This window comes from Desulforamulus aquiferis (genome assembly GCF_030577015.1).
GTDB classification, from domain to species: Bacteria; Bacillota; Desulfotomaculia; order Desulfotomaculales; family Desulfotomaculaceae; genus Desulfotomaculum; species Desulfotomaculum aquiferis.
Genome location: NZ_JARPTC010000003.1, coordinates 16,211 through 35,887, shown reverse-complemented (window position 1 = coordinate 35,887; position 19,677 = coordinate 16,211). Strand labels below are relative to the sequence as shown.

Sequence of the window (19,677 nt, the reverse complement as noted above, 5' to 3'; positions counted from 1 at the left end):
TATAGATACCATATATAAGAGCTATATCTAAGAGAGTATAGAGAGGGAGTAATAAGAATGAAGATAGAGGTTGCACCACACAGATGCTTTAGGTCGTCGAAGCGGCATGACGAATTAGGAATCAACATTACCTTCATTGCAACAGCTACAACAAAGCAGGACCGGCAGAAGCTAAGAAAGCTATGGGAAGAGTTAGAAGAGAATGATTCATTGATGGAATCATTGAGAACAATCGAGTCAATGACTGGTGAGGAAGAAAAAAATTCTTGAACCTTCCCCCCGGCTAGAGAAAAGGGACCAACAGCACCATTACCGCTCCCCCTACCCTGTTTTGGTACAAAATACGAAAATCGAGTTTCCCTTGAAAGTTTTTGAAATGGTTTGTAAATAGATGAAATGTCAAAAGAAGGTGGCAACAAATGGCAGTATGGAGGCCAAGTGAAAAGCAAGTGGCCATAGCTGAACTCCTTTTAAATCCAGAGGATAGAAGGCCCAAAAAAGCAAAACTTGATGCTGTCGGACTGCCAGAAAGAACCTTCTACCGATGGATGAAAGACCCTCGGTTCCTGAACTACCTTAACAGCAAGCTAGACCAATATACAGCCGGTGGCCTCGTTGATGTATGGCATTCACTAATTAACCAGGCAAAGCGAGGGAATATACAGGCAATCAAGCTTTATTTTGAAATGAAAGGCATGTATAGGGCAGAGGAAGAACGGCTTAAACTGGCACAGCAAAAATTGGAACTGGAAAAGGAAAAGTTTGAGTTTAACAAAGAGGTTGAGAAATCTAAAAACTGGTAATTTAATCAAACCTCGCTGGATAGCGTGTCGGCATTGGATAATGCTGCAGGGGAGATTGTTGATATAGCAAGCCCATTGGACAATGGATTGCGGGAGTTGGAAAACTCCTTACGGTTAAAAAAATATTAGGAGTGATCTAAATGAACCGGAAGGAAATAAAAGCCGCAATAAGAGAAAAGCGGTCAAAAATGAGCGAACTATTAAAACAGGTTGACAAAACCAACAACTTGGATGAGCTTAATAAAATCAACAGGCAAATGAATGAATTGCGTTCAGCTGTTGATGACCTGGAAGATAAACTACTGGATACCATCGACGATGGCCCTGGCCAAAATGAAGAGTTTCGCTCTGAAAAGCTTAACCAAAATAACGAGCAGAGAGGCGCAGCACCTGTAGGACAATTAAATGTGCTTGGTACCTATGGAATTGGTTATGGAAATGAAGTAAATAAAAGGAGTGATACTAAAATGCCTAAAATCAGCGAAGAAAAAATGCAGAAGTATGAACAGCGGGGCCAAGTTTTAAAAGATGGTAAAGTTGCAGTTTTCGGAATGGACGAAGCTGAAGAGCTTCGTGCTGTAACTATTGGTGGTGGCACTCTGGTAGTAGAAAAGAAATACAGTAACCAGCTAAGCCCCACTTTCAATGAAGTATCGTCTTTAATTGATACAGTGAACGCAGTACCCCTCGTCGGTGGTGAAAGTTATACTAAAGGTTTTGTTGTGGGTTACGGAGAGGGTGACTATACTGGCGAAACTGATGACTATCAAGACGCAGAGCCTGTTTTTGATTACGTTTCCACAGGGAAAGCAAAAATTACAGCCTATGCCGAACTTTCCGATGAGGCAATAAAATTACCAAACGTTGCTTATCAAGCTGAGGTGGCAAAAGCTGTCCGTATAGCATTACGGAAAAAGATTAGTAGACAGATTGTATTAGGCAACGGCGGTACCAACCAAATCACTGGTATTTTTAATGCACCAGCCAACGTGATACCTACCTCGGGAGATCTAACATTATCTTCAATTGACGAAAACACTTTGGACAAGATTGTATTTAGTCATGGTGGTGACGAAGATGTTGAAGCTGACGCATATTTAATTTTGAATAAAGATGATCTAGCCCAGTTCGCAGCAATGAGGGATTCCAGCGGCGGGAAACGTCTTTATCAGATTGAGAAAAACGGAAACACCGGAACTATTTCCTCTGATGGCGCCTTTAAAATTAAATATATTATCAATTCAGCGTGCCCGGCATTGACGGACCCTGATACCGAAGCTGGCACCTACTGTATGATTTATGGAATGCCTGGTGCAGCTTATGAGTTGCCGATTTTCAGCCCAATGGAAGTGGTAGAAAGCCGTGATTATAAGTTTAAGCAAGGAATTGTTTGCTTTAGGGGCTCGGTATGGGCAGGCGGAAACACTGCAATGTATAAAGGGTTTACACGAATCAAGAAGGGTGCTTAATTAATCACTTCCTCCTTTTCGGACTACCCATCGGCCTTCTCCAACCGGTGGGTAGTGGAAAGGGAGTGGTGCATATCCCCTTTCTGCATACCATTGGGAAAATGGGCGGTCGATTGTGCAGTAATAAAAATTTACGCACCTTTCTTGATGATACATGCACATTACGTTGGTGTCGTGGTCAAAACACCGGAACACAAGCTAATATTTGCTTTTTATAACCATTTACCTAACCTAGTATTTAGCCCGGACGGTTCCTAACTGTTCCGGGCACCTTTTTAAGGAGGCATCATAATGAGTAGTAACGACGAGGTGGCCAAACTTTTTGTAACACTTGGATTAAATGCCACTGGTTACACAGAAGGCATGGAGAAAGCCAATAAAAGCCCTGGGACGCTTGCAGATACATGGACTAAAGCTTCGGCAGTTATTACCACGTCAACCGTAGCACTGGAATTAGCAGCCAGGAAGCAGGCCGTATTAACAGAGCAGACACAAAAACTAGCTGCCAGTATAAGTATCACCGAAGGCGAAATGCGCAAGTTAGCCATCGAGACTGCCAATGTCACTTTCCCACTTGAAGAAGCACTTGCAACGATGGAGAAAGGACGGGAGCAAGGGATAAAGTCTGCAGAAGGACTCAAGTCCTTTGCTACAAACTGGGACTTGGTAGCTGATGCTACTGGCATAGGTGCCGCTGTCCTGGCTGAGTCAGGCATAGCCCTTCGTGCCGTAGGTATTGCTGCAGGTGATGAATCTCAAGCTATGGCTGCATTTGGATACATCACCAGGGAAACTACGGTTAACGTTCAGGAATTTCTAGAATTCGTAGGACGAACCGGTGAAAAGTTAAGGGAAATGAAGCTAGATGTTAACGATGCAGCTGCCATTATCGGAATCCTAGAAAAAGAATTCGGTATGACTGGCAGGGTGGCACGAACAGAGTTCCAGCAAGCAGTTAACGATTCAAACGGATCTCTTTCTGCAATGCTTGACCTGCTAGGGATATCTGAGGAAAAATTTAACTCTTACCGCCAAGCTGTACAAAGTTCAAATGGGGTCATAGAGGAAAATGCTAGAATACATGCCGATAGCTATACTACCCTGCAAAAGGTTAAACATGAACTAAGTGAAGTTACTTATGGGGTAGGTTCCTATATAGGGGCGATAGCAGACTTAGCACCGTACCCAGCAGCCATAGTAAACTCAATTACATTGTGGGGTAAACTGAAGGATGCAATAGGGTTTGCCACAATAGCCCAAAGAGCAAATATTATTGTAACGGGTATTCAGATAGGTTTTCTTGGAGCCCTGTCCTTTGCGGCACATGCAGCAACGATGGCCACAACGGCTCTTGGTTTTGTAATGGGCGTAGTAACAACTCCTATATTTTTAGTAGGATTAGCCATAGCTGCGGTTATTGCAGCCGGATATTTATTGATTAAAAACTGGGATGATGTAAAAGCCGCTGGAAGTGCTGCTCTGGATTGGTTAGGCAAAAAATGGACCGCATTTAAAGATACGGCGGCGTTCGCTATAAATGCAGTCATAGATTATATTAATGAGCTGATTGAGAAGATAAATAAAGTCGGCATAGTCAAAATCGGAATAATAAGTCATGTTGGTGGTGGCAAAACACCTGGTCTGGCTAAAGGTGGAACAATAACAGCGCCAGGAACTGTTCTTGTAGGGGAGGAAGGACCTGAACTTTTATCCCTACCTCGTGGAGCTCAGGTAACACCGCTGAATAAACCTGCTGAAGCTTCTGGAATAGATTATGGAAGAATGGCCAGCGCAATAGCTCAGGCCCTATCAGGAGCAATCTTTGTAACAGATTTAGACAGTGGTAAGGTGGAACTTATAGTTCAAGATGCTTTTAGGCGTGAGGTGAGAATATAATGTCTTACTTAAATCGGCTTAGTGGCCTTACCCATAAGCTAGCACCTTTGCTGGCACCGCTGGAACAGGAGCTAGCAAAGTGGCCAGGATCAGACAGGGAAAAGCTACGACAATTCGTTGTAACTGTCAATGCGGTTAAGATGGAGTATTCCACCATGCAGGCCCCTGGGTGGCTAAAGAGCTTAGATAACATTTTTGCTGAAATAGTTGATAGTCACGCTAAAATGGCTCGACATTTAAGCAGGATGCTTCAAAAAGAAAATGCAGCTTACATTATCGGTATGGATAATGAAGTAAGAAACATTTTAAGGTTATCTAAAAAGCTTAACAATAAAGTAAATGAGCTTAGTAGCACAGCCTAGAATAACACAGGCCCACGGATTCAGCCTGTGGTAGAGTAAACAGCCGGGGAGGTTAATACCCTAACGGCTGTTTTTTATTATAAAAAAAGAGCCCGAAGGCTCTTAGTCTAAAACTACTTCAAATGAGTATAAATCATTAAAACTTCGCTCTATTTGATCGTTAATATTAATTGGTGCATTACTTAGTTTCATTTGTCTTAATAATTCAAACAAGTTGCCAGTTCCTTCAATCCTAAACTCGCTTCCCAGATCCTGAGTAACCGCTAGTCCATCTTTGAATTTTAAAATAATCTTCACTCCGCTCCACCCCCTTCCACCGACCGTATTCGGCAAAGGTAGGTAAATACCTCCAAACAAATCCCGACATATATCTTCATCAGGAATCCGTTTTGGAATTTCATTGTTGGTATTTGTCGTAAAATATCTAGAGGAAATCATATTTATAATAAGAATTAGTAAATAAATATAAATAAAGGAGTTGAGGAAATTTGAAGGCGAAATTATATCTTGTCATCACATTAGCTTTATTATTGGTGATTAGTATTAGCGGGTGCTCGGGAGTTCCTAACGAAAAGGTATCGGTAATAGCAAGCGATCCAGAATACTATACCAGCTTAGCACCTTATAGCGAACCTAAAGCAGACCATAAATATGTTGTGTTTAGTGTCGAAGTAAAAAATGAGGGCAAAGAAAATCACCACGCTAACCCAAATAACATAACACTCGTGGATATTAATGATTATAGCTATGCATATGATGTTGCGACACACGCACTAGAGTCCAAAGAATTTCCAGCAGTAGATGTAAGACCAGGGAGTAAAGCCGCTGGGTTGATAGTTTTTCAGATACCAGGAGATGCCGAAGCAAAGAAACTAATATATAAGCCTATGTTCGGTAATGAAGTATCTATTAGTCTAAAGTAAAGAAAATTGGAGCATTTAAGAGTTAGCCCTAAATTTCCAGTTAGGGGCGAACAGTGGGAGCCCTGAAATTTAAGGAGTCCTTCAGTAATAAATTTACTAAACACGGAAATGCTGAAAAACAAAAGAATCGGACTATAGTCCGATTCTTTGCTTATATAACAAACAAGTTAAAATTATTCTATCGAACCTAGTGTTTTACCTAAATATTCTTGCCAATAACTTTCATCCTTATCTACAAAACTGTGCAACCACTCATGCATCATTAATATCTCAAACCATTGTTTTTTTCCTTTTGTATAAGGTTTTTTAGGCATATCTCTATATAGTGAATCAAGGTTAAAAAGGTTACTTTTTTGCTTATAATCGTACTCGTATTCTAACCAGGCTTCCGTACTCTTCTTTCTATGAGTAATTGGCCATATTTTTTCATGGTTACTAAAATACATAAGCCAATCATCTACAAATAACGTTAAATCGATTTGATACTTTGTCCAAGTTGTTTCAATCCACTCAGATATACTATCAGAAATAAAAGGTATAGTGGGCGAACCTGACTTTAAGTCTCGCTGGATTTGAATTCTTTGATAATCTTTTATGAGTAAAAAAAGCATCTCAGTTTGATTTTTTAAGAAAGGAAGCTTTTTGATTAGTTTCGAATAGCAATCATATGATACTTCTCTAAACTCACTATCTTTATTATAAAGGAAAAAGTAACGATCTTTCTTCAAGATACTACCTACATTTCTTAATATCTGCTTTCCATAATCATCGTAAATCTCTGCAAGCCATTCTCTTACTTCTGGTTCATATTCCTCTAATTGCTGGTAGTATTTATCAATTTTTTCACGGTGTAAGGCATTCCCACCTTTAACATCTGGCGAATGAATATAATTATTAAAATATTCAAAGATGTAATTAACTAATAATTTGATGTTTTGGACATCATTTCCATCTAATTCATTTAGACCATCTTCTTTTTTGCGAATGTCAATGAATTTCTTTACCACGTGATACTGGATTTGTTTACCAGTTTGCTAACGAAAAAGTTTACCACTTTACCAGGTTTTGATACTGAAAAAGTTTACCACATTGGTTATTAATATAGGGAAACACCTGTAATAGTATTTCCCTGAATAACTTTGATTAGAATGGCTCATCTAGTTGTGGAATTTCAATGAGGTTTTCCCGACACAAGTTTTTTAGAGCTTCTAATTTTGCTTCTAGCTCTTTGACCATATTTTGTGAGCTTTCATAATCATATTTCAACTGTTCAAAGCAATCTTCTAAATTCTCTAGGTACTGTTTCTCCTTTTTTATCATGATTTTTCAACCTCCTTCGAATGATTTTTGGGGTTTTCACTTCTAAATGATTGGCCATTCATATTTAGTACATGAGACCTAAATGTTAGCCTATCAATTAGAGCAGAAACCATAGTCTCATTCTCAAATAAGGTTGTCCATTCGGAGAATCTTAAATTTGTAGATATGATAACACTCCTTTTTTCCGCCCTGTCAGCTACTACCTTAAAAAGCAGTTCCGACTGGTGCCGATTAAAGGTTATATAGGAAGCTTCGTCAATAATAAGTAAATCAACCTTTGCTAGTTGACGTTCAAGCTTTAATAATCGTTTGTATTCCATAGCTTCTATGAGTTCATTAGAAAGGTTAGCAGCTGTATAGAACCTCACATTCATGCCCTGCATACATGCTTTAATTCCGAGGGCTATGGAGCAGTGGGTCTTGCCTCGACCTGTATTTCCTATCATGACTACGTTTTGCCTTTTGCTTACGAAATCACAGCTGGCTAATTCATGAAAGGTTGCCTCTGATACATGCTCATATCGGCTAAGTTCCATTTCATCAAAGGTCTTTATATAGGGGAATTTAGCTGCATTAATTTTACGCTTTTGGCTACTTTCCATTCTTGATGCACTCTCAAGTTTTAGGAGTTGGATTAAGAATTGCTCATAGCTTTTGTCGATATCTAACTGGCGTATAACATCCTCATATCTATTAAAAGATGGCGTTTTTAACTGCTTTGAGTATAATGCAATTGTTTGGGCATTTAGGCTGTGGTTAGTCATTCTTGCACCGCCATCCCGTACTTTTTATCATACTCTGTGAGATCAACTGCTTCGACTGGTACTTCATTAGGGGAGATATAAATTACTGTTGGTTCTGTTGTCTCATTTAAGTGTGCTCTTACCATATCAACGGTAGGAACTACATGACTGTGAATTAGATTCTTGATACTAAGAATTTTCTCTTCTCCATAATCAACACATAATCGCAACAGTTTAACCATTTCTTTATTACCACCTGGCAACTGTTTGCCCCAGTTTAGCAGAGCTGCGGTAACATTTTCTTTAACCGGTTTTGCATTAAATATAGAACGGGGTTTTCGTTGAAGCAAATCAATGTAATGTTCTAGTTTATACTGGGTCTGGCCAGAAGAGTAACAGCGTGTAAAGGTTGCTATCTCAACATTGTGGTATAAAATGCGGATATGGTTACCATAGCCTTTTACAGTAACATCCTTTCTTAAATACTTGGTTGGTACTGAATAATTATTCTTTTCAAACCTAACAGTGGAATAGTCATCAACATTAACAACTACTGTTTTACTTGTATCAAATCTAAATAGTGGGACTGCACCTAAAAAGCGTAATTCTTCTTGGTACATGGTTTTTACTGAATGATTTCGGTTTTGCACTTTATGCGTAGTACGATATTTTAGGCAAGCATTCCAAAGCTTTTGATTTAATTCATCTATACTAGATACTCTTGGAACTGGAACAAGAAAATTCCTTCGTGCGTATCCTACAAGATTCTCAACCAAGGATTTTTCATTACCTTTTCCTGGATTACAGAAATCTAGGTCAAAGGCATAGTGTGAACTAAATGAGAGATATTTATCTTGGGGCTTGGCATATTGACCAAAACCTTCTTTTACAGCTACTTTGGCATTATCAAAAATGAGCCGTTTTGAGATGCCGCTAAAGAAATCAAACATAAGCTGTTGGGCTTCGAGAAAAGCTTCCTGGTTGGGGGATTTAAAAGCTTGAACAAATATATCGCAGCTATAACTGAGTCTGCCACAGAAAATATGAACTTTAGTTTTTCCGTTATCAATATAGACAGTGGCTTCGCCCCAGTCTATCTGAACTGCTTCACCTGGTTCATATGATAGGGGCATAATAGCTTGCGGTGGAACGCTTTGTTCTCCCTTTAAATTCTTCACAGCTTTGCGAATTGTGGATTCCGCACCAGCGAAGTTTCTCTCTTCTACTAATCGATCATAAATTCGTTTTGCAGTATGCTTTTGTTTTCTTAGGTGTTCTTGTTCATCTGCTTTAAAACAATCCAAGATAAACTGTTTTACATCCTCTGTGATTATGTCTGGAGTCCTTTCATAAGGCTTACGTGCATCAGGGTGGTCAGCACCTTCACAGTACTTTTTAACTGTTTGCCTTGCGATACCTAATCTTTTAGCTATCTGACGCTGAGATTCGCCTGCAAGAAAACTTTGTCTTATGTCTTTATACATGTCCACTTCAATCTTCACACCTTTCATCCCTCCCGTAGAATATTAAGGACAATTCTACAGGAATTTAATGCTAGGTGGTAAACTAATTCAGTAGCGAAATGGGGTCAAGTGGTACACTTTTATAATATCATTTACACTTTTTTTCTACGTGCAATATAATCTTCAATCCTAAGCATTGGAGACCTCCTGAAGATAGTATTGCTTATTTTAACATATTTTAGCATAAATTGTATTAGGCATTGGAAAATAGAGTGACATAAACTCAGGACAGATTTATAGACAGAAATTCGTAAAAAAGCATTAAAAAATAGTCATTTGCATAAAAATAGTAATTCAACAAACATAGTAAAATCAAGGTATGAACAACAATAACCAAATTCATACAAAATACTTTTACGCACTCCAAAACCGTTGGTTGAGGGTTCAAGTCCTTCTGCCCCCGCCAGTTAAAAAGCAGGAATCACAAGGGATTGTGGTTCCTGCTTTATTATTTTCAATTGAAAAACATTATCAATAACCGGCGGATAAGCTATAATGAAAAATAAAAGGAAGTTTTATAATGTTTGCAAAGTCTATAATTCTATTTCTATTGGCAGGCCTGGCTGAAATTGCTGGGGGCTATTTTGTCTGGATATGGCTGCGGAATGACGCTGGATTAATGTGGGGTGTGCTGGGTGGGGTTGTCTTAGTTCTTTATGGGATTATTCCTTGCTTCCAACGTTTCCCCAGTTTTGGGCGCATATATGCTGCCTATGGAGGGGTATTTTTATTATCTTGTCTCTGTTCTGGGGCTGGGGAATAGATAAAAAAAGACCAGATTTATATGATTGGATTGGTTCTCTAATTGCGTTAGCAGGGGCAGCTATCATTATCTGGATACCTAGATAAACAGGTCTTAAATATCTTAAAACAAATCTAATATAGAAAAATTGCAATAATTCAAAACTTTTTGTTGTCACGGCTATTGCCAAAGGTATAATATTGTGGTAGTTCACATCAGTGCCGGAGGTAATGTGATGGATCCAATTGCAGTGAAGCTAGAGGCTTTAATTGAAAAGGTTCAATTATTAGATAATAAAATAACTAAGCATCTGTCCAATGAAAGAAATAATATTAATGAATTGAAAAAAACTAATGAGTTATTAAAAAAGGAAATTGAAGCGTTTCGGAAATCTGAGAAAAACTTTGCCAAGGCCTTTAATGCTTGTCCAAACCCAATGTCAATATATTCCTTTGATAGTAACAAATTTGTAGATATAAACATTAGTTATCTTGTTTTCTCGGGCTATACCAGGGCTGAAATAGTTGGTAAAAATATTTTTGACCTAGGGTTATTTCTTAGTGCAGAGGTCCCACAATACATAAAGAGTACTATTTTTGATCAGGGGAAAATAACAAATATGGATGTGGTGATGGTTTCAAAGCAAGGGGAGCAGCGCTTTGGACTGTTATCTGCGGAATTATTAACCTTTAATGACGAGAAATGCATGTTGACAGTAATTAATGATATAACAGAACGTAAACAGATGGAAACTGAGATGAGCCGCTTGGACAGGCTTAATTTAATAGGACAAATGGCTGCGGGTATCGGTCATGAAATCAGGAATCCTATGACTACGGTCCGAGGGTTTCTTCAAATGTTAAGCAGTAAGAATGATTACGCTGATTTAAAAAATTATTTTACATTAATGATTGAGGAATTAGACCGAGCCAACGATATCATAACAGAATATCTTTCCCTGGCCAAAAAATGCCCGCCTGATTTAATAAAACAGAACTTAAATATGATTATCAAGGCAGTCTGGCCCCTTATTGAATCAAACGCTAGAGAGATGAATATGTATTTAAGCTTAGAATTAGGCAATATTGATAATTTGTTGTTGGAAGATAAAGAAATAAGGCAGCTTCTACTTAATTTAGTAAGAAACGGGCTGGAGTCAATGGGCCCGGGTGGTTTGCTTACTATCAAGACCTACCAGGAGCAAAAAGATATAATACTTATGGTACAGGATCATGGAACGGGTATACCGGAGGATATACTTGAAAAATTAGGAACTCCCTTTATTACAAATAAGGAACAGGGGACAGGGTTGGGCCTGGCTGTGTGTTTTAACATTATTACCCGGCATAATGCCAAGCTGCACGTGGAGTCATCGCCTGCGGGCACAACCTTTTACATTAGATTTTGTAAAGAATAATGAAGGGCAAAAAGCCCTTCATTATTCTTTAGCTATGCTTTTCTAGGGCCCTGACTGCTGCGGCAGGGGAAACTAAGGTCCCGGGTCCGCCAACACATCCGCCTTCACAGGCCATGCATTCGAGGAATAGGTACCGACCTTCCTTCAGGTCCTTGACTGAGGATTTTAAGGAGGTGATACAAGGGCCTAAGCCTTGTACACTTGCTACCTTTAAAGCTATATTGGTAACTTGGCTGCTGACGGCTGTTGCTACTCCTCCGGCTTTTGCAAAGAGACGCCCCTTGGTGGATGCATCCTTTAATGCCAATTCCTCCTGGGTTGATGGGTCGATATCTGCAGCTATAAAGAGAGCAGCCAATTCCTCAAAGGTAATTACTAGGTCAATTTCATTGCCTAAGGTTGCCTCAGCCTTTTTGCCTATACAGGGTCCTATAAAAATAGTTGTGATTTGGCCTTCATATTTGTCTTTGACCAGTTTTCCAGTTGCCCTCATGGGAGACAAAGAGGAAGAAAGGTGCTTGGACAATTCAGGAGAGATATTGGTTGCCGTCCTGCTAAAGGGATAACAACAGGAATTAACCAATAAACCTCCTGTGGTTTTTTCTTGCAATTCTTTGGCCTCATGATTTGCCACTATATCGGCACCGAGGGCAGCTTCGATAACTAGATTAAAGCCAAGCTTTATCAAGGCTGACTTAATTTGGCCTGGAGACACCTTTGGTCCGAACTGACCGGCAATAGAAGGGGCAATGATTGCCGCTAGGGGTTGGGTTGGTTGGTACAAACTGTTTATTACTTTACAAATTTGTGAGAGATCGGTTATGGCACCAAAGGGGCAAACAGAAACACAATGTCCGCATGATACACATTTACCAAGATCTAAAATTGCCTTTCTTGAATCGTCAACTTTGATAGCTTTAACAGCACAAGCCCGCTCGCAGGGGCGGGTAATTTCAACAATAGCATTATATGGACAACTGCGTGCACATTTGCCGCATTCTATACAGGAGTTTTGATCTATATAAGCCCTGTTTTGGATTACTGAAATAGATTTTTTGGGGCAACTATTTCTACAGGGGTGAGCGACACAGTTTTGACAAGCATCTGTTATAACATATTTAATTAAGGAGCAGCCGTTACAGGCTTCGGATATAACAGTTATAGGTTGATTATCTGACTGACTATTATGTAAACCAAGTGCAATGATAATCCTTTCCCTTGCAACAGCTCTTTCTTTGTGAATGCAACAGCGGTAGCGGGGAGGTCCATCTGGTACGAGTTCTTTTACCATATTAGCTATATCATGTTCGGAAGGTTTACTCCCTATATTTTTTAAAGCCCACCGGGCAACTGATGTAAATAGATCCCTGCGCAGTTTAGTTATTTCTGATACTGGGTTCAAAGAATCTCCTCCCAATCCATATTCTCCTTATTCAAATTATCTCATGCAAATAATTATAAAGTCAATTTCTAGGGAAATATGTTGTAAAATATTAAAATATCTGTTGATTTAGACAAATATTATACACAATTTTGCCCATGTTTAGGCAATTTAATAATTAATGATAATTATATTTCTGCAAGGATTTTGCATCTCTTCTAAGAATATAATAAAATGTATTAGTCTAGGAATTTCAGGAGGTGTTAATAAAATTTTGCGAATTGGTGTTTTGTGCGGGGGACGCTCTGCTGAGCGGGAGGTATCCCTCAGAAGCGGGGCAGCCGTTTATGAGGCATTGCTGGCAGCCGGCTATACAGACGTCGTAAAAATAGATGTGGGAATGGATCTGGTTGAACAATTAAAGGGAAATAAGATTGAACTGGCTTTTCTGGCTCTGCATGGAAAATACGGTGAGGACGGGACTATTCAAGGCTTGTTGGAAATGCTAGACCTACCCTATACAGGTAGTGGTGTACTGGCCAGTGCCCTGGCCATTAATAAGATTGCCACCAAAAAAATATTTAACATGGAGGGAATTCCAACCCCCAAATTCACAGTGGTAACCAAAGGGGATATCGCTCACAAGGGATTTGAGGAAATTGCCCTTCAGGTGGTGGAGTATGTAGGTATTCCTGCCGTAGTAAAAGCCAATACCCAGGGATCTACCATAGGCATTGCCTTTGTGCACAGGATAGAAGAAATGGGTCCAGCTATTCAGTCAGCCATGGAATATGATAATGACGTATTAATAGAAACCTTTGTCTCTGGAGTGGAAGTAACAGCCTCGGTGCTCGGTAATAAAGAGCCCATGCCTCTCTCACTAATTGAGATTACCTCGGTAACAGGTATCTATGATTATCAGGCAAAATATACCCCTGGTATGAGTGATCATATTATCCCACCAAGACTGCCGGAGGAAATACAGGAGCAGATTAAAGAACTGGCGGTAAAGGCTTATTTGGCAGTGGGCTGCCAAGGTTTAGGCAGGGTTGATTTCATTATTGCCGGAGAGACTATCTACGCCCTGGAGATTAATACCTTACCAGGGATGACTAATACAAGCCTGTTTCCCGATGCCGCAAGGTATATGGGAATAGAATTTCCAGACTTAGTGGATAGATTGGTTAAATTAGCCCTAGAAAAGTAGGAAAGGCGGGAGTCCCCCGCCTTTTATATTTTACAAAAGGCAACTTTATAGTATAATATAAGTTGTTGAGTGGATTGTTTCACAAACGAGCAGGAATTCCGTCATCCTAGAAGAAATAATACCTAATTAGCCTTGAACGGGCGTAACTTTTGGGGGTGGCAGAATGGAAACTCAAGAGAAGAAAGGTCCACGCTGCATCATGTGCGGTCGGGTTATTGAGGAGGAGTCATCCAAGGGTTTATGGGACGATGAGGATGATTTTATCCCAAAGCCAAAAAAATCTGTGTCTTTTTGTCAGCTATGTGAGGCCAAGCTTAGAAAAGAGTCAGACGACCAGATGAAAGGTAGTAAGCCGATGTAAAAAGAATTTATAGCAGGAGGTGTTGTGTTTGAACAAAAGTCCGCAGTTTTCCCTTGCATTGTTTATAGTTGCAGTAACAGTAATGCTTTCTCTAATAGGCTGGGGTGCTGGACTATATCTGGACTGGTTATGGTTTAATACTGTTAATTATAGTAATATTTTTGTAACCATGCTGCTTTCAGAGTACGGGCTAAGGATTTTAATTGGGCTGGTATTTTTTGGATTAGTTTTATTGAATTTGATGCTGACCAGGAAATCTGTTATGCAGGCAGTTAAAGCTGCCAAGCCATTCCGTCCCTTTGCTCAGGATGAAGATGATAATGTCGTTACAATTAATCAGTTTAATTGGCGGGAGCATATTACACCTGGTCGTCTTACCGCGGTGTTTACGGCCATTGCACTGGTTATGGGCTTTTTGTACAGCAGTACCGTATCAGGTGAGTGGATTAATGTTCTAAAATATCTGAATAAAACAGCATTTGGTACTGCAGATCCCATCTTTAATAAGGATATAGGCTTTTTCGTTTTTGATTTACCCTTTTATCAGTTGATCTATAGGCTGCTTGCTTTGGCCATTATTATGAATGCTTTTTTTGTGGCCATTGTTTACTTGGTTACAGATTCTGCCAGGGGTGGTTTGACAAAGATATTTCGCTTTGAAGCTGCCCGTTACCATCTGTCTGCCCTGGCTGCGCTGTTCTTCCTTTTAAAGTCTTGGGGCTATCGCCTAGATCAATACAACCTGCTATTTTCCAGTGGTGGTGCAGTATACGGTGCAGGTTATGCCGATATTCATGCTACACTTTTAGCCTATAAAGTACTAACCATTTTATCTGCTCTAACTGCTATCGTTATTATTGTGAATCTTTTCCTAAAACGCTTCCGCTTAACTGCCTATGCCATTGGCGGTCTTTTAGTAGCATCTATACTTCTTGGAGGCGTTTATCCCAGTGTAATTCAGAAATTTGTTGTTGTACCTAATGAGTTTAACCGTGAGGCTCCCTATATAGCCAATAATATTAAGTACACACAAATGGCCTACAACCTGGAAAATGTAGAACGTAAGGATTTTCCCGCAGGGCGCACCCTAACAGCCCAGGATATTGCTGATAACAGGGCAACCATAGATAACATCAGATTGTGGGATTGGCGTCCCCTGCAGCAAACCTACAGTCAGCTTCAGGAAATGCGTCTTTACTATGAGTTTAAAAATATCGATATTGACCGTTACAACATAGACGGTCGTTATCGGCAGGTTATGCTGGCGATCAGAGAGATGAACCAGGATCAACTTAGTGTCCAGGCCCAAACCTGGATCAACCAGAAGCTTATCTATACCCATGGCTACGGTATTGCTATGAGTCCGGTGGCTGGGGTAACAAAGGAAGGTTTGCCACAGTTTCTGCTAAAGGACATCCCTCCAGTGACAGAAACAGATTTAACGGTAACCAGACCGGAAATCTACTATGGCGAATCCAATGACGGCTATGTTTTTGTAAACACTAAAACAAAGGAATTTGATTATCCCCAGGGTGATGGAAATGCCTATACAACCTATGAGGGTGATGGTGGGATAAAAATAGGTTCCTTTGTGCGTAAAGCAGTACTTTCTTTGGCCCTAACCGATTACAAGCTCTTCTTAACAGGTGATATTGACAAGGATAGCCAGTTGCTGCTGCATAGAAATATTAAAGAAAGGGTTCCCAAAATTGCTCCTTTCTTAAGCTACGACGGTGATCCTTACCCGGTAATTACCAGTCAGGGTGAAATAGTCTGGTTGTGGGATGCCTATACTGTAACAAATATGTATCCCTACGCAGAGCCCTTTGATAATCGGAGAAATAACTATATAAGAAATTCGGTTAAACTTACTATTAATGCTTACAATGGTGATGTAAACTTTTATGTAGCTGATGCCAAGGATCCTATTATTCAGACCTACAGTAAAATATTCCCTGGCACCTTTAAACCCCTGGAAGAAATGCCTGCTGATTTGCAGGAACACATTAGGTACCCTGAAGATCTGTTTAACATCCAAGCGCGGATGTATACCCTTTACCATATGACAGATCCCCAGGTCTTCTATAACAAGGAAGACAAATGGGTTATGCCTACTGAAAAGATTGGTAAAGAAGAAACCAATATGGACGCCTATTACACCATTACCGTATTACCCGGTGAGCAGGAGCCAGAATATATCTTAATCACACCCTTTACTCCGCAGAATAAGAAAAACATGATCGCCTGGATGGCTGCCCGCTCAGACGGTGAAAACTACGGCAAGTTATTGATTTATGAGTTCCCTAAGCAGGAATTAGTTTATGGTCCTATGCAAATTGAGACCAGAATTGATCAGGATCCGGTTATATCCCAGCAAATTGCGCTTTGGGATCAGCGAGGTTCCTCGGTATTAAGGGGTAACTTACTGATTATCCCCATCAATGACTCGCTGCTCTATGTAGAGCCTCTATATCTACAGTCTGAACAGAGCAAGATGCCTGAATTGCGCCGAGTAATTGTTGCCTCCGGTGACAAGATTGTCATGGAGCCTACCTTGGATCAGGCTCTACAAAGAATCTTTGGAGAAGGGGTGGGTCAGGTCCCGGGTACTACCCCAACGCCTGGCACCCAAGAACCAACAGCGGAACAACCTACCGATCCAGTTACACCAACGGCACAGAGTATAAAGGAGCTGGCGGAAGAAGCTAATCGTTTATACAATGAGGCCCAGAACAGGCTAAGGTCTGGAGATTGGGCTGGCTATGGACAGTCATTGGATCAACTTCAAAATGTCATAAACAGATTACAGGAACAAGCAGAATAATATAAAAGGCGCGCAAATAGCGTGCCTTTTATATTCCTTGGGACTTATTTTAATGGGTAGGCACCTATAATTATGTGTCTGAAAAACTGTACAAAATACAAAAATATGCACCTCGCCATTGATTGACATTTATATTGACAGTGGTTGGTTAACCCGGTTACAATTGTGTTAAGTTTGAGTTAAAATTATTGTACGGAGGTGGAAGTAGTCCTATCTAAATCTAAATATTAAAAATAATTAGTTGTCTAACTACTTAATCACAGGGGGTAACAGGATGAAAAAGTCTAGTAGATTAATTATGGTGTTGGTAGCCTTGTTAGTAGTAAGCTTAATTGCTGGTTGCGGTGGTCAAGGTGACGCACCTAAGGCTCAGGATTCCAATGGGGCAGAGGTTATTAAAATCGGCGGAAACTATGAATTAAGTGGACAGGTTGCCAGTTTTGGAAACTCTGCTAAGAATGGTATCAACCTATATTTTGAAGAAGTAAATGCAAGCGGTGGTGTACTTGGTAAGAAAATCGAATTTATTTGCCTTGACAATAAGAGTGAGGCTACTGAGGCTGCCAGTGTTGCATCTCGACTGATTAACCAGGACAAGGTTGTGGGGATTCTTGGTGCTATCACCTCTGGAAACACCCTAGGCTTTGCACAAATTTCCATGGATAACAAAATTCCAACCATGACCACCGGTGGAACTAACCCTGACGTGACAGTTGACCCCAATACCGGTAATGTTCGTGACTACCTGTTCCGCTCCGTATTCATTGATCCCTTCCAGGGTACCGTTATGGCTACCTTTGCAACCAATACCCTTGGTGCAAAAACTGCAGCGGTATTTGTAGAGAACAACTCTCCATATAGTAAAGGTCTGGCTGAATTCTTTGTTAAGGCATTTGAAGAGCAAGGTGGACAAATTGTAGCTAAAGAGGCCTTCTTGACTGAAGACCAGGATTTCAATGCCACCCTGACCAAAATAAAATCTGCTAAGCCCGACGTAATATTTGTTCCCGCTTACTATGAGCAAGTTGGTAAAATCGTAAAACAGGGTCGTGACCTTGGTATTACCGTACCCTTTATGGGCGGCGACGGCTGGGATTCCCCCAAGCTGGTTGAAATCGCTGGATCTAAAGCTCTGGATGGCTGCTACTTTAGCAACCACTATTCCCCCGATTCCGAAGACCCTGCAGTGCAGGAATTTGTGAAAAAGTACAAGGAAAAGTATAACAACGAAACTCCTGATGCTCTGGCTGCCTTAGCCTATGACGCTGCTGTTCTATTTGTAAAAGCCATCGAGCAGGCCGGAACTGCTGAACCCGAAAAAATTAAGGATGCCCTGGCAAACATTAAAGATGTACAGGCTGTAACAGGCAAATATACCTTTGATGAAAACCACAACCCGGTTAAGGGTGCTGCTATTCTCGAAATGAAGGATGGCAAGCAGGTATTTAAAGAGCAAATCAATCCCTAGTTCTTAAATAAAAGCTTCCGCTTAGCCTTAGGGCATGGGCGGAGGCTTTTTTGTATCAAATAAATTTCAATGTACATCAGACCTATTTCCTATCCAAATAGATTAGTAACTTGTGATAGAATAAAACAACATGACTTCACTGGAGGGATTAATGTTGGTAAAAAGAGTAGCTGTGCTAACCGGTGGAGGAGATGCTCCCGGTTTAAATGCAGTTATACGGGCTATTGTAAAAACTGCTACAAGGGAACATGATATTGAAGTAATAGGTTTTAGGGATGGATTTAAAGGGGTAATGGAGGAAAAATATTTCCAGCTTACAGAGGCCGAGGTTTCGGGGATTTTACATCGTGGAGGCACTATCTTGGGCACCACTAATAGGGATAATCCCTTTAAATACCAAGTATCTCCCGGAGTGTTCGAGGATCGGTCTAAAACTTGTATTGAGATAATCAACAGTAAAGCTGATGCCTTGATAGTCATTGGTGGAGACGGTTCTTTGTCCATTGCCTATGAGTTGTCAAAGAGGGGATTAAAGGTGGTAGGATGTCCCAAGACCATTGATAATGACCTAGCAGTGGGCAAGGCTCAGACCTTCGGCTTCGAAACTGCATATGCCTTTGCCACAGAGGCATTGGATAGACTTCATTCCACTGCAGAGGCCCATCACCGGGTAATTGTTTTAGAGGTTATGGGACGTTATGCCGGACATATTGCCTTATATTCAGGTGTGGCAGGCGGAGCAGACGTTATACTGATCCCTGAAATACCCTTTTCCTATGAAAAGATTGTCAACAAGCTTAGGGATAGACTTAGCAAAAATAGAAGATTTAGTCTTGTTGTTGTGGCTGAGGGTGCCAGGCCATCGGATGGGGATATGGTGGTTCAAAAGCTTGTTGAGGAAAGCACCGATCCCATTCGCCTGGGGGGAATCGGCAATGTTGTAGCCCAACAATTGGAAAAACTAACAGGAATTGAGTCCAGGGTAACTGTTTTAGGTCACCTTCAGAGGGGAGGAAGTCCAACACCCTTTGATCGTATTTTAGCCACTCGCTATGGTGTGGCGGCCATTGATTTAGCTGCTGCAGGTCAGTTTGATAATGTGGTTAGCCTTGAGGGTGAAAATATTGTTCCCGTACCCCTTTCAGAGGTGGCTAAGGGCATTCGCAATGTGAATGTGGAAGGTGATCTTGTTAAGGCTGCTAGAAAAATAGGTATTTCCTTTGGAGATTAATTAGTAA

General features: G+C 40.5%; 18 protein-coding genes and 1 pseudogene. 13 read left to right on the top strand and 6 right to left on the bottom strand.

Annotated features, from left to right (window positions below; translation table 11 throughout):
* Nucleotides 1-57 precede the first annotated feature (57 nt).
* The 5 genes from P6N53_RS02535 to P6N53_RS02515 all read left to right on the top strand — a co-directional run bounded on the left by P6N53_RS02535 (nt 58) and on the right by P6N53_RS02515 (nt 4,530).
* Nucleotides 58-270: a hypothetical protein gene (locus P6N53_RS02535; RefSeq protein ID WP_304540929.1), complete on the top strand. Its 213-nt coding sequence runs from the start codon at nt 58-60 to the stop codon at nt 268-270.
* Nucleotides 271-419: 149 nt separating this feature from the next.
* Nucleotides 420-803, top strand: coding sequence for a phBC6A51 family helix-turn-helix protein (locus P6N53_RS02530; protein ID WP_304540928.1), 384 nt, complete (start codon nt 420-422; stop codon nt 801-803).
* A gap of 140 nt (nt 804-943) precedes the next feature.
* Complete coding sequence (locus P6N53_RS02525) at nt 944-2,272, top strand: phage major capsid protein (RefSeq protein WP_304540927.1); 1,329 nt, start codon at nt 944-946, stop codon at nt 2,270-2,272.
* Nucleotides 2,273-2,563: 291 nt separating this feature from the next.
* A complete protein-coding gene (locus P6N53_RS02520; RefSeq protein WP_304540926.1) occupies nt 2,564-4,168 on the top strand; it encodes a phage tail tape measure protein in 1,605 nt (534 codons plus the stop codon).
* Nucleotides 4,168-4,530 (top strand): hypothetical protein, encoded by a 363-nt coding sequence (locus P6N53_RS02515; protein ID WP_304540925.1) that lies wholly within the window; start codon nt 4,168-4,170, stop codon nt 4,528-4,530. The genes P6N53_RS02520 and P6N53_RS02515 overlap by 1 nt, the downstream gene beginning before the upstream one ends.
* 102 nt (nt 4,531-4,632) lie before the next feature.
* On the opposite strand, the gene P6N53_RS02510 is transcribed toward P6N53_RS02515, so the two are convergent.
* Nucleotides 4,633-4,827 (bottom strand): hypothetical protein, encoded by a 195-nt coding sequence (locus P6N53_RS02510; protein ID WP_304540923.1) that lies wholly within the window; start codon nt 4,825-4,827, stop codon nt 4,633-4,635.
* Between the two features lie 191 nt (nt 4,828-5,018).
* Here P6N53_RS02510 and P6N53_RS02505 point away from each other — a divergent pair, with 191 nt between their 5' ends.
* Complete coding sequence (locus P6N53_RS02505; RefSeq protein ID WP_304540921.1) at nt 5,019-5,453, top strand: DUF4352 domain-containing protein; 435 nt, start codon at nt 5,019-5,021, stop codon at nt 5,451-5,453.
* A 173-nt stretch (nt 5,454-5,626) separates the two neighbouring features.
* Here the strand turns inward: P6N53_RS02505 and P6N53_RS02500 are convergent, their stop codons facing one another.
* The 4 genes from P6N53_RS02500 to istA form a co-directional block, all read right to left on the bottom strand.
* The gene (locus P6N53_RS02500; protein WP_304540920.1) at nt 5,627-6,460 is read right to left on the bottom strand and encodes a hypothetical protein; all 834 of its coding nucleotides are present in this window, start codon (nt 6,458-6,460) and stop codon (nt 5,627-5,629) included.
* A 136-nt stretch (nt 6,461-6,596) separates the two neighbouring features.
* Entirely contained in the window at nt 6,597-6,773 is a 177-nt protein-coding gene (locus P6N53_RS02495) for a hypothetical protein (protein WP_304540918.1), read from the bottom strand.
* Nucleotides 6,770-7,537 (bottom strand): IS21-like element helper ATPase IstB, encoded by a 768-nt coding sequence (istB, locus tag P6N53_RS02490; protein ID WP_304540917.1) that lies wholly within the window; start codon nt 7,535-7,537, stop codon nt 6,770-6,772. Before istB ends, P6N53_RS02495 begins: the two co-directional genes overlap by 4 nt.
* Entirely contained in the window at nt 7,534-9,018 is a 1,485-nt protein-coding gene (istA, locus tag P6N53_RS02485) for an IS21 family transposase (RefSeq protein WP_304540916.1), read from the bottom strand. Before istA ends, istB begins: the two co-directional genes overlap by 4 nt.
* A gap of 541 nt (nt 9,019-9,559) precedes the next feature.
* On the opposite strand from istA, the pseudogene P6N53_RS02480 reads away from it, so the two are divergent.
* A pseudogene (locus P6N53_RS02480) lies at nt 9,560-9,888 on the top strand (YnfA family protein).
* Between the two features lie 128 nt (nt 9,889-10,016).
* Nucleotides 10,017-11,198, top strand: coding sequence for a two-component system sensor histidine kinase NtrB (locus tag P6N53_RS02475; protein WP_304540915.1), 1,182 nt, complete (start codon nt 10,017-10,019; stop codon nt 11,196-11,198).
* 28 nt (nt 11,199-11,226) lie between these two features.
* On the opposite strand, the gene P6N53_RS02470 is transcribed toward P6N53_RS02475, so the two are convergent.
* On the bottom strand, nt 11,227-12,600 hold the full coding sequence (locus P6N53_RS02470) for a monomeric [FeFe] hydrogenase (RefSeq protein ID WP_304540914.1): 1,374 nt from the start codon (nt 12,598-12,600) through the stop codon (nt 11,227-11,229).
* A gap of 253 nt (nt 12,601-12,853) precedes the next feature.
* Here P6N53_RS02470 and P6N53_RS02465 point away from each other — a divergent pair, with 253 nt between their 5' ends.
* The 5 genes from P6N53_RS02465 (at nt 12,854) to P6N53_RS02445 (ending at nt 19,670) form a co-directional block, all read left to right on the top strand.
* Nucleotides 12,854-13,786 (top strand): D-alanine--D-alanine ligase, encoded by a 933-nt coding sequence (locus P6N53_RS02465; protein ID WP_304540912.1) that lies wholly within the window; start codon nt 12,854-12,856, stop codon nt 13,784-13,786.
* A gap of 163 nt (nt 13,787-13,949) precedes the next feature.
* A complete protein-coding gene (locus tag P6N53_RS02460; RefSeq protein ID WP_304540910.1) occupies nt 13,950-14,147 on the top strand; it encodes a hypothetical protein in 198 nt (65 codons plus the stop codon).
* A 28-nt stretch (nt 14,148-14,175) separates the two neighbouring features.
* Nucleotides 14,176-16,971 (top strand): UPF0182 family membrane protein, encoded by a 2,796-nt coding sequence (locus P6N53_RS02455; RefSeq protein WP_304540909.1) that lies wholly within the window; start codon nt 14,176-14,178, stop codon nt 16,969-16,971.
* 274 nt (nt 16,972-17,245) lie between these two features.
* The gene (locus P6N53_RS02450; RefSeq protein ID WP_304540908.1) at nt 17,246-18,439 is read left to right on the top strand and encodes an ABC transporter substrate-binding protein; all 1,194 of its coding nucleotides are present in this window, start codon (nt 17,246-17,248) and stop codon (nt 18,437-18,439) included.
* A gap of 154 nt (nt 18,440-18,593) precedes the next feature.
* The gene (locus P6N53_RS02445) at nt 18,594-19,670 is read left to right on the top strand and encodes a 6-phosphofructokinase (RefSeq protein ID WP_304541128.1); all 1,077 of its coding nucleotides are present in this window, start codon (nt 18,594-18,596) and stop codon (nt 19,668-19,670) included.
* Nucleotides 19,671-19,677: the final 7 nt, after the last annotated feature.

What these genes read in the sequence shown, in the direction of transcription:
- P6N53_RS02535 (WP_304540929.1), top strand. Translation starts at nt 58, where the DNA reads ATGAAGATAGAGGTTGCACCACACAGATGCTTTAGGTCGTCGAAGCGG.
- istB (WP_304540917.1), bottom strand. Translation starts at nt 7,537, where the DNA reads ATGACTAACCACAGCCTAAATGCCCAAACAATTGCATTATACTCAAAG.
- P6N53_RS02460 (WP_304540910.1), top strand. Translation starts at nt 13,950, where the DNA reads ATGGAAACTCAAGAGAAGAAAGGTCCACGCTGCATCATGTGCGGTCGG.
- P6N53_RS02525 (WP_304540927.1), top strand. Translation starts at nt 944, where the DNA reads ATGAACCGGAAGGAAATAAAAGCCGCAATAAGAGAAAAGCGGTCAAAA.
- P6N53_RS02475 (WP_304540915.1), top strand. Translation starts at nt 10,017, where the DNA reads ATGGATCCAATTGCAGTGAAGCTAGAGGCTTTAATTGAAAAGGTTCAA.
- P6N53_RS02495 (WP_304540918.1), bottom strand. Translation starts at nt 6,773, where the DNA reads ATGATAAAAAAGGAGAAACAGTACCTAGAGAATTTAGAAGATTGCTTT.
- P6N53_RS02520 (WP_304540926.1), top strand. Translation starts at nt 2,564, where the DNA reads ATGAGTAGTAACGACGAGGTGGCCAAACTTTTTGTAACACTTGGATTA.
- P6N53_RS02515 (WP_304540925.1), top strand. Translation starts at nt 4,168, where the DNA reads ATGTCTTACTTAAATCGGCTTAGTGGCCTTACCCATAAGCTAGCACCT.
- P6N53_RS02530 (WP_304540928.1), top strand. Translation starts at nt 420, where the DNA reads ATGGCAGTATGGAGGCCAAGTGAAAAGCAAGTGGCCATAGCTGAACTC.
- P6N53_RS02450 (WP_304540908.1), top strand. Translation starts at nt 17,246, where the DNA reads ATGAAAAAGTCTAGTAGATTAATTATGGTGTTGGTAGCCTTGTTAGTA.